General features: G+C 37.6%; 10 protein-coding genes. 4 read left to right on the top strand and 6 right to left on the bottom strand.

The features are described 5' to 3' along the window. The coding region (gene mnmE, locus ACOH2D_RS12820; RefSeq protein WP_449535482.1) for a tRNA uridine-5-carboxymethylaminomethyl(34) synthesis GTPase MnmE at positions 1 to 1,403 on the bottom strand (1,403 nt) is incomplete at its 3' end. A gap of 141 nt (positions 1,404 to 1,544) precedes the next feature. Between mnmE and ACOH2D_RS12815 the strand changes: the two genes are divergently transcribed. Next, the gene (locus ACOH2D_RS12815) at positions 1,545 to 2,690 is read left to right on the top strand and encodes a redoxin domain-containing protein (protein ID WP_449535481.1); all 1,146 of its coding nucleotides are present in this window, start codon (positions 1,545 to 1,547) and stop codon (positions 2,688 to 2,690) included. A 193-nt stretch (positions 2,691 to 2,883) separates the two neighbouring features. Here the strand turns inward: ACOH2D_RS12815 and ACOH2D_RS12810 are convergent, their stop codons facing one another. Beyond that, positions 2,884 to 3,534 (bottom strand): rhomboid family intramembrane serine protease, encoded by a 651-nt coding sequence (locus ACOH2D_RS12810; RefSeq protein WP_348035065.1) that lies wholly within the window; start codon positions 3,532 to 3,534, stop codon positions 2,884 to 2,886. 58 nt (positions 3,535 to 3,592) lie between these two features. On the opposite strand from ACOH2D_RS12810, the gene ACOH2D_RS12805 reads away from it, so the two are divergent. Further along, the gene (locus ACOH2D_RS12805; protein ID WP_348035064.1) at positions 3,593 to 4,492 is read left to right on the top strand and encodes a lysophospholipid acyltransferase family protein; all 900 of its coding nucleotides are present in this window, start codon (positions 3,593 to 3,595) and stop codon (positions 4,490 to 4,492) included. Positions 4,493 to 5,232: 740 nt separating this feature from the next. Here the strand turns inward: ACOH2D_RS12805 and ACOH2D_RS12800 are convergent. The 3 genes from ACOH2D_RS12800 to ACOH2D_RS12790 all read right to left on the bottom strand — a co-directional run bounded on the left by ACOH2D_RS12800 (position 5,233) and on the right by ACOH2D_RS12790 (position 9,315). Beyond that, positions 5,233 to 6,738: an aminotransferase class V-fold PLP-dependent enzyme gene (locus ACOH2D_RS12800; protein WP_449535480.1), complete on the bottom strand. Its 1,506-nt coding sequence runs from the start codon at positions 6,736 to 6,738 to the stop codon at positions 5,233 to 5,235. Between the two features lie 120 nt (positions 6,739 to 6,858). Next, positions 6,859 to 8,247 (bottom strand): phosphoglucosamine mutase, encoded by a 1,389-nt coding sequence (gene glmM / locus ACOH2D_RS12795; protein ID WP_449535479.1) that lies wholly within the window; start codon positions 8,245 to 8,247, stop codon positions 6,859 to 6,861. Beyond that, positions 8,248 to 9,315 carry an acyltransferase family protein gene (locus ACOH2D_RS12790; RefSeq protein WP_449535478.1) on the bottom strand — a complete coding sequence of 356 codons (1,068 nt, stop codon included), beginning with the start codon at positions 9,313 to 9,315 and terminating at the stop codon, positions 8,248 to 8,250. Between the two features lie 40 nt (positions 9,316 to 9,355). On the opposite strand from ACOH2D_RS12790, the gene ACOH2D_RS12785 reads away from it, so the two are divergent. Both ACOH2D_RS12785 and ACOH2D_RS12780 read left to right on the top strand, forming a co-directional pair. After that, a complete protein-coding gene (locus ACOH2D_RS12785; protein WP_449535477.1) occupies positions 9,356 to 9,961 on the top strand; it encodes an acyl carrier protein phosphodiesterase in 606 nt (201 codons plus the stop codon). Between the two features lie 154 nt (positions 9,962 to 10,115). Then, entirely contained in the window at positions 10,116 to 10,835 is a 720-nt protein-coding gene (locus tag ACOH2D_RS12780; protein ID WP_449535476.1) for a hypothetical protein, read from the top strand. A gap of 420 nt (positions 10,836 to 11,255) precedes the next feature. Here the strand turns inward: ACOH2D_RS12780 and ACOH2D_RS12775 are convergent, their stop codons facing one another. Beyond that, a complete protein-coding gene (locus ACOH2D_RS12775) occupies positions 11,256 to 11,777 on the bottom strand; it encodes a DUF8685 domain-containing protein (protein ID WP_348036921.1) in 522 nt (173 codons plus the stop codon). Between the last annotated feature and the right edge of the window lie 156 nt (positions 11,778 to 11,933).

The raw sequence follows: 11,933 nt of genomic DNA, 5'->3' as shown, positions 1-11,933 counted from the left end.
CCGATACAAAAATTCGCAAATATATTCCCCAAGAGCTCATCATTAGTCACTTGCCCCGTGATCAACCCAAATTGATAAAGTGCTTCCCTAATATCAATGGCCAACAAATCGCCTGACAAATCAGATTCCAAGCCGTATTTTACCTTTTGAATTTCCTCCAAAGCTTTTAATAAGGCATCATAATGTCGGCTGTTGGTCACAATCGTTTCATTATTACGCAAAGCACCTGTATTTATTAAATTCAGAAGGGTATTTTTGAGTTGCTCTACCCCGAAGCCTTTCTTAGCAGAAATTGGTATGAGGTGTGAGGCATGAGGCGTCAGGGAAGTACTTAATTTTGCCAATTCACTATCTGAAATTTGATCGATTTTATTAAGAACGACTAATATTTGCTTCAGAGGAAACTTGTTTTTAATCTTTTCTATCTCAATGATAAATGGCTCCACTGCATCACTGCCAGCTGCGAGCTGAACACTGCTGACTAAAAAAAGCACCACTTGCGCCTGCTCTATTTTCTCAAAAGTCTTCTTGATGCCAATACTTTCAACCACATCTTTGGTATCTCTGATTCCTGCGGTATCAATAAATCGGAAACCGATACCCCCAATGGAAATCTCGTCTTCAATGGCATCTCTCGTGGTTCCGGCGATATCAGAAACAATGGCGCGTTCCTCATTTAACAAGGCATTCAGCAAAGTGGATTTCCCCACATTGGGTTCACCTACAATCGCTACAGGAATCCCGTTTTTCAATACATTACCCACTGCAAAGGAATCAATCAAACGTCTTAAAACCAATCCAATGCGTTCAATGAGTGCTTTAAATTGGGCTCGATCTGCAAACTCCACATCTTCTTCAGCAAAATCCAATTCTAATTCAATTAACGAAGCAAAATTGAGTAACTCTTCACGAAGTTTGGCGATTTCGCTCGAAAAACCGCCGCGCATTTGCTGCATGGCTATTTGGTGTGAGGCTTCATTATCGCTCGATATCAAATCGGCTACGGCTTCGGCCTGACTTAAATCTAATTTGCCGTTAAGAAATGCTCTGAGGGTAAACTCGCCTGCATTGGCCATTCGGCAGCCATTCTTTAAAAATAATTGGATTATTTCCTGTTGGATATAAATACTGCCATGGCAAGAAATCTCAATGACGTTTTCACCCGTATACGAATGTGGATCCTTAAAAATAGTCACTAAAACTTCATCAATAACCCGAGGTTCATCAACAATATGTCCCAAATGTACCGTATGCGACTTTTGAGCGGACAAAGATTTGCCAGAAACCGATTTAAAAAATTTTGACCCAATATTTATAGCGTCTTTTCCCGAAAGTCGTATCACCGCAATGGCACCGCTTCCAGAAGCTGTGGCCAAGGCAACTATAGTATCATTAGCAATCATAAAGCATCATTTTACTGCAAAAATATTGTAAATATGCCATCTTTAACACATAAACCAGATTTACTTAGGCATTTGCAATTAAGACCTATACTTTTAAACTTACATAACTTATTATATTTGCAATCTCATATAAACATCCTTATGAATAAAGCGCTTAGTATAATAGTTTTATGCCTCCTATTGACATCCTGTAAATCCGATTCAAAAATTGAAAATGACGGTTATAATATCAACGGAACAGCCCCTGGAGTCTATAATGGCGTAAGGGCTTATTTGAAAACTATCGACACTCAAAGAGGCGAAACTATTCATGACACCGCCATAGTTTTTGATGAAAAGTTCACCTTTGAAGGCAAAACGAATGTCCCGCAACTCTGGTATCTCACCATTAATAGTGTGGAGGGCAGTTTCCCGTTGATGATTGAAAATAAGGACTTTGTTATTTCTGCAAATACAGACGACCTTGCCAAGTCAACCATTTCAGGTTCAAAATCCAACGAAGCGCTGAGCATTTACACCAAGAATTTTAATAAATTATCTGATGCCCGCGATGACTTGCTTAGAAAAAATAAGGCCCTTCTAAAATCAGATGACTCTGAAGGAAAAGCGAAAATTGCAACACAAATAAGAAATCTGAATAAGGAATTGACAGACTTTCCTTTGGAATTTGTAAGCGCTCATCCTGACAATTATTTTTCCCTAGCCTTGTTGGAATCTTTACTTCTCGCGCCTAATGCCGATTTTGAAACTATTGAAAAGTATTACAAAGCATTAAAACCAGACCTAAAATCGACGGACTACGGCAAGCGTTTTTTAGGTCAATTGGAAATAATAAAACTCCAAGCCGCTAAATCCAATAGCTTAAACATTGGTCAAGAAGCACCGAACTTTTCTGCACCAAATCCTGAAGGATACACCATTGCACTCAGTGACATCAGAGGTAAAGTTACGATTATCGATTTTTGGGCCTCGTGGTGCGGCCCATGCAGAAAGGAAAATCCGAATGTGGTAAGAATCTATCAAAAACATCATGAAAAAGGCTTAGAAATTATCAACGTTTCTTTGGATAGACCTGGACAAAAAGATAAATGGCTAAAAGCTATTGAGGACGATAAATTGACCTGGCATCATGTGTCGAATCTTAACTACTTTAATGATCCCATCGCAAAACTGTATCACATAAACTCTATTCCTGCTACCTATATTTTAGATGCTTCAGGAACCATTGTTGCCAAAAACTTGAGAGATGCTGCATTAGAAGCGAAAATTGCGGAGCTTTTGGATTAAATGATTCCTGTTGTAGGCAGTGCAGTAGGGATGTGTTTTATCAATTTTTTTGACACGAATTACACGAATTTTCACAAATGTATGTGGATCTAATCTGTGGATATTTTATTAGTTACACGAAGTAGCTATCTATAATATCGGTTTAGCTTAAGTAAAGTCTAAAAATTTAAAATGGACTTAAAGTAATAAAAACTTAGAGCTTCCCCATTTTATGCATCACAAACAATATAATAATTGGGACTGCCAACAAAAAAACCATCAATAAATCGGTTTGAAAAAGCGTAGGCAGAAGTATTAAAGTGACCACATAACCTCCAATAGCACCGCCAAAATGCGCATCATGGCCAATATTTCCCAATTGTTTTTTCATGCCATAAATGGAGTACAATAAATACAAAATTCCAAATACATAAGCAGGAATTGGCAACGGAATAAACAAAATTCCCAACTGCATATTTGGCTGCAATAAAATAGCAGAATACAGCACCCCGGTTACAGCACTGCTTGCTCCTACGGCACTGTAATGATATTCATCCTTATGGAAATAAAGTGACAATAAATTCCCTAAAATCAAACTGACAATGTATATAATTAAAAAGTAGAGTGTACCTAAATGATAAATGACTACCGGTGCAAAAAAGTAAAGGGTAAACATATTGAAGAAAAGGTGCATCGTATCCACATGCAAAAAACCTGAACTAAATATTCTGATTTTTTCACCACGCCTAATCCCACCAACGTTGAACTTATAACGCTCAAAGAAACTGAAATCATTAAATCCTTTAAATGAAATGATGGCATTTGCCGCAATTACAATAATGGTGACCAAATCTAAATTACCCATAAACCTCTATAAATTATATTTAAGTATATCTTTGCAGCTGCAAATCTAATATTAAAAAATGCAATTTCTTGTTTACATCTTGGTATATCCGCTTATTTGGCTGATTTCAATTCTACCATTCCGATTACTTTACGCCTTTTCTGATGGACTTTATATACTGATCTACAAACTTGTGGGCTATCGCAAAAAAGTAGTTCAGGATAATTTAAGACTGGTTTTTCCTGATAAACCAGAAGCTGAAATAAACGATATCACGGAGAAATTTTACCATCATTTTTGTGATATGATGGTGGAAGCCATAAAATCCTTGACCATTTCGGAAAAATCAATGAGAGAACGCTTCACTTTCGCTAATGTGGAATTGATCAATGATCTTGAAAAGCAAAACCGAAGTGTTGTATTGATGTGTGGGCATTACGGAAGTTGGGAGTGGATTTTCATTCTTCAAAAGTACGTGTCACATAAAGGTTACGCCGTTTACAGCCGCTTGGGCAATAAATATTTTGATGCTTTGGTTAAACGGATTCGTGCCAAATATAACAGCACCTTAATCACCACAAAAGAGACCATCCCTGTTTTGACAAGATCAAAACGAAACGGCGAATTGACCATCAATGGTTTTGTATCCGACCAATCACCAATGGTATCCAAAGCCTTTCATTGGAATGAATTTATGGGCATTAAAGTACCAATTCATACGGGCGCTGAAATGTTAGCAAAACGACTGGATATGTCGGTCGTTTTCTTTAAGGTAAAACGTCTAAAACGTGGGTATTACGAGACCACTTTTGAATTGCTTGCACAAAATCCGAATGATTACCCTAATTACGAAATCACGGATATCTTTACTAAAAAAGTCGAGCAGCAAATCTATGAAGCGCCTCAATATTATTTATGGACGCATAGACGATGGAAACACAGGGATAAGGTGCCGGTGGAATTTCACGAGAAAGCTTGATGTCTCTCGCAGAGGCGCAGAGGCGCAAAGTTTTAATCAAGCGTTATTTTATAGTGATGCTTGAAATTATTCCCCAAAAATATCATTTAAAATCATAAGAAATCAGCGTCATCTGCGTTCCATTAAATAGAGCAATTAGCATTCTGCAAAAGCTATTCCACAGAGTTACACAAAGGAAAACACAAAGTTACACAAAGATTAATTTCTCTCGCAGAGGCGCAGAGACGCAAAGGCGCAACGTTTTAATGAATCTTTATTTTATGGCGATTAGTGAAATTTCTGTCTAAAAAACTCAGTTCTAATCCGTGAAATCAGTGTCAAAAAAATCAGCTAAAATCATAAGAAATCAGCGTCACCCGCCTGAACGGACGGGCAGGTCAACGATCTATTGGGTCGTTTGATTAGCATTATGGAGAAGCTATTCCACAGAGTTACACGGAGGAAACACAGAGTTACACAAAGAGAATTCGAATAAATTCCCGTAATCTATTTGTGAAAATTAGTGAAATTCGTGTCCAAAAAAATCAGCTGAATTCATAAGAAATCAGCGCCATCTGCTTTCCATAAAATAGAGCAATTAGCATTCTGCAAAAGCTATTTCACAGAGTTACACAAAGAAAAACACAAAGTTACGCAAAGGAAATTCGAATAATCCCAATAATCTATTTGTGAAATTTAGTGAAATTAGTGTCAAAAAAATCAGTGCAATCCATGTGATGTATCCAAAAAAAATCGGCTAATTACAACTCAAACCACCCATCCACCGGAAGTTCATACTTATCCTCAACTAAAGTCGATTTGTGTACAAACTCATTAGTAGCTCCGATGTATTCATAATCATTCGCCCATTCCTTGTGATTTTCAGCAAGTGCTTTTAAACTTTCACAAAAATAAACCGTTTCTGCGGTCGTTGTCGTCGGATGAATGGACATACGAATCCAACCCGGCTTACGAACCAATTCGCCCAAAGAAATCTCATTGGTCAATTCATTGGACATTTCCACGTCAACGTGCAATAAGAAATGCCCATAAGTACCTGCGCAACTACAACCACCTCGTGTTTGGATTCCGAAACGATCGTTTAAAATCTTTACGCCCAAATTGAAGTGCAAATCATCAATATAAAAAGAAATCACTCCCAATCTGTCTTGATGCTGACCCGCAAGAATATTCACGTTATCAATAGCATTGAGCTTCTCGAAAATATAATCGATAATTTCATGTTCGCGCTCAAGGATATTGTCAACTCCCATTTGATCCTTCAACTTAATGGCCAAAGCAGTTTTAATGGTTTGCAAGAATCCTGGAGTCCCACCATCTTCCCTATCTTCAATATTATCGATGTATTTGTGCTCTCCCCAAGGATTGGTCCAGCTTACCGTACCGCCACCTGGACTATCAGGAATCATGTTTTTGTACAATTTTTTACTGAAGATCAAAACACCAGATGTGCCCGGCCCTCCAACAAATTTGTGTGGCGAAAAGAAAATAGCATCCAAGGCCTCTTCTTCATCTTCCGGATGCATATCAATATGAACATAAGGAGCAGAACATGCAAAATCTACAAAACAAACCCCACCATTTTGATGCATCAATTTAGCAATGGCATGATAAGGCGTTTGAATTCCTGTCACGTTCGATCCGCCAACAACGGAGGCAATCTTAATAGGATGATCTTTATAGTGTTCAAGAAGTACTTTAAAATTTTCCATGCAGAATAAGCCATCTTCTCCTGGAGGAATGACTTCCACTTTTGCAATGGTTTCCAACCATGACGTTTGGTTGGAATGGTGTTCCATATGCGTGATAAAAACAACAGGTTTTATTTCCGCAGGAACCACTGTATACTTTTGCATGTTTTCAGGCACTTTCAAACCCAAAATACGCTGAAATTTATTGATCGCTTCGGTCATTCCACTGCCACAACAAATCAACACATCATCATCGTTGCTATTCACATGATCCTTGATGATATGCTTTGCCTTGTGATAAGCCTTAGTCATTGCCGTGCCCGAAACGGTCGTCTCGGTATGCGTATTGGCCACGTAAGGCCCAAAAACATTCATCAACTTTTCCTCAATAGGTCGGTACAAACGCCCGGAAGCGGTCCAGTCGGTATAAACGATTTTCTTCTTCCCATAAGGGGTCTCAAATTCCTGATCAATGCCTATAATATGCTTTCTGAACTGTTGAAAGTATTGCTCGAGTTCAGTTGTTTTTAAATGTGGTGTTACTGTTGAAATCATTCGAATTAAAATTTTCAAGTATTTTATCCCGTCCAATAACGGGATGAATTCCATTTCATGTTCATTTCAACGATAGTTATCTGCTTCAGATTCATGAACATTAAAATCCTCTCAAAGGTACTAAATATTTGCGATAGCCTTAATTTCATCAATTATTTTATCAGCAAGTTCATCAGCTTCAACTTGTGAAGGCGCCTCGGTATAAATCCTGATAATTGGCTCGGTATTACTCTTGCGCAAATGCACCCAACTGTTGCTGAAATCTATTTTAACACCGTCAATAGTCGTCAATTTTTCATCTTTATAACGCGCTTCCATCGTTTTTAAAATACCATCTACATCAATTTCTGGAGTCAAATCGATCTTTTTCTTGCCCATAAAATAATTTGGATAAGTCGCTCGAAGTGCACTTACAGACATTTCCTTTTCTGCCAGCAAACTTAAAAACAATGCCACACCCACAAGCGCATCACGGCCATAATGTAGTTCCGGATAAATAATTCCGCCGTTACCTTCGCCTCCAATAATGGCATGATTCTTCTTCATCAATTCCACAACATTGACCTCTCCTACGGCACTGGCCTCATAACTTCCGCCATGTTTTTCAGTAACATCTCTCAAAGCTCTGGTTGAACTCATATTACTCACCGTATTTCCTGGGGTTTTGCTTAATACATAATCTGCACAGGCCACTAAGGTGTATTCTTCACCAAACATCTCCCCGTTTTCATCCACAAAAGCCAAACGATCCACATCAGGATCAACCGCAATTCCAAAATCAGCTTTCTCGGCAACGACCATCGCCGATAAATCTTGTAGATGTTCCTTTAAAGGCTCTGGGTTATGTGGAAAATGACCCGTCGGATCACAATACAATTTTATCGCCTGAACGCCTAAACGCTCCAATAACAAAGGAATAACAATCCCTCCAGTAGAATTGACACCATCGACCACCACTTTAAATTTGGCGTCTCTAATCGCTTTCTTATTGACCAACGGCATCTTTAAAACTTCATCAATATGAATATCGATATACGCTTCGTTTTTTGTGATTTTACCAAGATGGTCTACTTCCGAAAAATCCATTTGGTCATTTTCGGCTATTTCTAAAATTTTGGCACCTTCGGCAGCATTTAAAAATTCGCCTTTGGCGTCAAGGAGTTTAAGCGCGTTCCATTGTTTTGGGTTATGGCTGGCGGTCAAAATAATTCCGCCATCAGCATGCTCCATTGGGACAGCAACTTCTACTGTAGGTGTTGTTGACAATCCAAGATCAATCACGTGAATGCCTAATCCTACTAGCGTATTCATGACTAAATTTTGGATCATTTCACCAGAAATTCGCGCATCGCGCCCCACCACAACACGGTAGTTTTCCTTGTGTCGCTGTTGCTTGATCCATACACCATAAGCCGCTGCAAATTTAACCGCATCAATTGGGGTCAAATTATCGCCAACTTTTCCGCCAATAGTACCTCGTATTCCTGAAATTGATTTGATGAGTGTCATTTATCTAAATTTATTTTTAAGTTTTAAAAAATAGGTTTCAAAGTATTTATATGAAAAATGAGCCATTAAAATGGTCAATGCAAAAGTCAATATATAAATCAAAATAATCATTACCAAATCATTGAAAATTTCCATTTCTTGAACTTTCAAAAATAAAAAAACCACCGCATTCATAGCAATTACATGATACATGTAAATACCATAAGAAATGTGCCCTAAATGATGGAGTCGTTTATTACGGATTTGTTTACCACAATTATTATGTGCTAAAGTATGTATGAACAGCCCGAAGATAATCATTGTGAAAAGATTATAAAGCCATAAGGATTCAAAATAGAGCAGATCTGTAAAAAAGTAGAGCACTACAGCACAAACAATCAACAACGGAATAATGCTTGATGACTTCAAAAATTCAAGCTGTTTTTTTTCTTCCAGAATGGCAATAATCCCACCAAAAAACAAAAAGAAGTACACAAAATAATATTGTCTTAAAAAATACAGTACATCTAAATGATACATTACAAAATAGAACACACTTAAAACAACCAACATTCTCAAAACCTTGGTTTTGGTTACAAAGTACATCAGAAGAGCGATCATAAAATAAAACTGTACTTCAATTCCAATAGACCACAATATCCCCAAAATCCCACCAGGAGCATAAAGTTTAGCAAACACGTTAGGCAGAAAAAAAACAGTCCATAAAATGCCTTCATGCAATTTATAATTGATTTCAAAAGGAATGCCCAAATAGGGTAAAATAACATTGTAGAAAATAAAACCGAAACTAACAATAAGATAATAAAGCGGTAATATTCTTAAAGCCCGTCGTATATAAAATTTTTTAATGGAGAAGCGGCTCTGAAGCTTTTGTCTATAAATCAGTTTGATAATCAAAAATCCACTCAACACGAAAAACATATAAACAACCTCTGTACCTCTGTTAAAAACAGGGATTATAGTGGCACTCGGCAGTCCTTGATTAGAGGAGAGTTGTGGCAAATGAAAAAAAACAACCAATGAAGCTAAAATAAAACGTAAGGGATCTAAATTGGGTAATCTCTCCAAATTATAAGTTTTGAAGACCAAAAATACATATATTTATTGAATGAATTTTTTAGCCCATATTTACCTTTCGGGAGACAACGAAATGATCACTATTGGAAACTTTATTGCCGACGGCATTAAAGGCAAACGGTATCAAAATTATCCCAATGCCATTCAAGTTGGCGTTCTTTTACATCGCGAAATTGACACGTTTACCGATGCGCATCCTACCGTTAGATTAAGTACCAAACGCTTACATCCCCGATACGGTCATTATAGTGGTGTGATTGTCGATATTTTATACGATCATTTTTTAGCTAAAAATTGGTCCTCCTATTCAGAAATACCATTAAAAATATATGTGGATGACTTCTATGAATCCTTGCGAATACATAATGATCTGCTCCCATCGCGCATACAAAAAATGATGCCCTATATGCTTTCCGATAACTGGTTATTGAACTATGCGAAAATTGAAGGCATCCAAAACGTATTAAATGGCATGAACAGACGGACAAAAAATATTGTTGGAATGGATCGCGCCACCGACGAACTCAAGGAATTCTATCAGGAATTTGAAGCAGAATTCACTTCTTTTTTTGAGGAATTGCGTTTGTTTTCGAGTGAAAAATTAGCAGCGCTGAAGTTGGATTACACTTTGGAATAGATAATTAGGGCTGAGTTATTTCACAGATTTACACTAAGAAACGTGGAGGTACACAGCGTTTTATTACATATTTCTTTGTGCATCTCATATTATTCAGGGTGTCTCTGTGAAACAACTATATTTGCAACAACTATTTTTAACAAAAAAATCATCCGTGGCAAGTCCGAAAAAAATATTAAAAATCGTAGCAGGAGTCATCGTCTTCTTTACGCTACCTACCCTTTTCCTATTTGGTATTTTATACTTTAAATATAATGAAGAGTTACCCACAGGAATCGAAGGTCCGCAAGCGGAACAATTGGCGACAAAAATGCTAAATGCCCTCGATTATGAGGCCTATAAAAACACTGACTATATAGAATGGACCTTCAATAAAAGACATCACTATAAGTGGAATAAGGCCGAAAATACGTGTGAAGTGTTTTGGAAAGCTTATAAAATCAATCTCGACTTGAACGATACCTCTAAGAGTGAAGCCTTTCAAAACGACATAAAAGTAGAAGGCAACTCGTCAAAAGAACTTATTGAAAAAGCAATCGTTTATTTTAATAATGACTCATTCTGGTTAGTGGCGCCCTATAAAGTTTTCGATTCAGGAACACAGCGCAGCTTGGTAACTTTAGAAAATGGCCAAGAAGCACTTTTAGTCACTTACAGCTGTGGAGGCACTACGCCTGGAGATTCTTATCTGTGGCATTTGGATGCTTCAGGAAAACCAACAAGCTTCCAAATGTGGGTGAACATTTTACCAATTAACGGTTTGGAAGCCACTTGGAGCGATTGGACAACCACCGAAAGCGGTGCGCAATTACCAACTTTTCATAAGTTTATGGTCATTGGCATAGAGATCACGGATATAGTTGGACAGAAATAAATTATGAGTTCCCCCCTTCGCAAAAGCTGCGGACGGGCAGTGTTCAGTGTTCAGTGTTCAGTGTTCAGTGTTCAGTAAAAATTATGTTTTTCAATTGAATTAACCGATTTATTTCTAAAAAATAAACGACACATGTTTCACAAAATAATATGTAATAGCAAAAATTTTCAACTACCCACTACCGACTATAATCTAGCAACTATAGCCCCTGCCTTCAGCCGTTGTGACTATGAATGTAACCGTGAATGCTATTACACAGAGTTGCACAAAGGAAACACAGAGTTTCACAAAGAAATTGGTTCTAGTAAAAACTTTTAACTTCCCACTAACAACTAAAACCTGAGAACTATTGTCCTATCTGCTGCCCTTGAGACTGTGACTGCGACTGCCAACTGAAGACTGCCAACTGAAGACTGAATTCTACCCCTTCTGCCCCACAAAGTTTTGACTAGCATGCTTAAACAAAACATTAAAGGTGGTCAAACTGCCGTAACTTCTGGTAATATATTGCTGCAGCTCAATCTTTTCTTGTTCGTCGAGCTTACTGCTATTGATTTTTTGCTCCATCACACGCAAACGGTCACGAACCATCGTGATTTTATGAAAAAACGTATCAATAGGCACTTCACTCGATTTTAGATTAGAATCTCCCGGCTGTAAAATGAGTTTGCCACCTTTCCACTTATCAGCGATGGTCACGACTTCGCTCACGTCGCTCCATTTCTTCAAAATAGATTTTAGAGTAGTTTCCACTTCATGAAAACTGATGGTATCTACATCATCTTCTGCGGCTTCGATGACTTCAAATTCCGAATCGAGGTCAATCGTTTCTAATCCGCTGTCAATAAATGTTACCCAATAATGTTTTGAGGTGACGTTGGTTACGACGCCTTTGCCAAATTCTGGGTGGTTTATTCTGGAGCTAATTCCTAGTAATTGCATTGAAAAATGTTTTTTCATTCCCACGAAGGAGGGAATCTATGTTAGATTATATTTATAATTTTCATTTCTCCGATACTATGCTCCATCCATAGAGCAAAGCACTTTTTGTAATGAACCACAAGTATATTACTTTTTTTAAAGTATTTAAAACTGAAG

The organism is Gelidibacter sp., from assembly GCF_053579655.1.
Note: the sequence above shows the minus strand (reverse complement) of the source record. Positions and strands in the feature narration are given on the sequence as shown.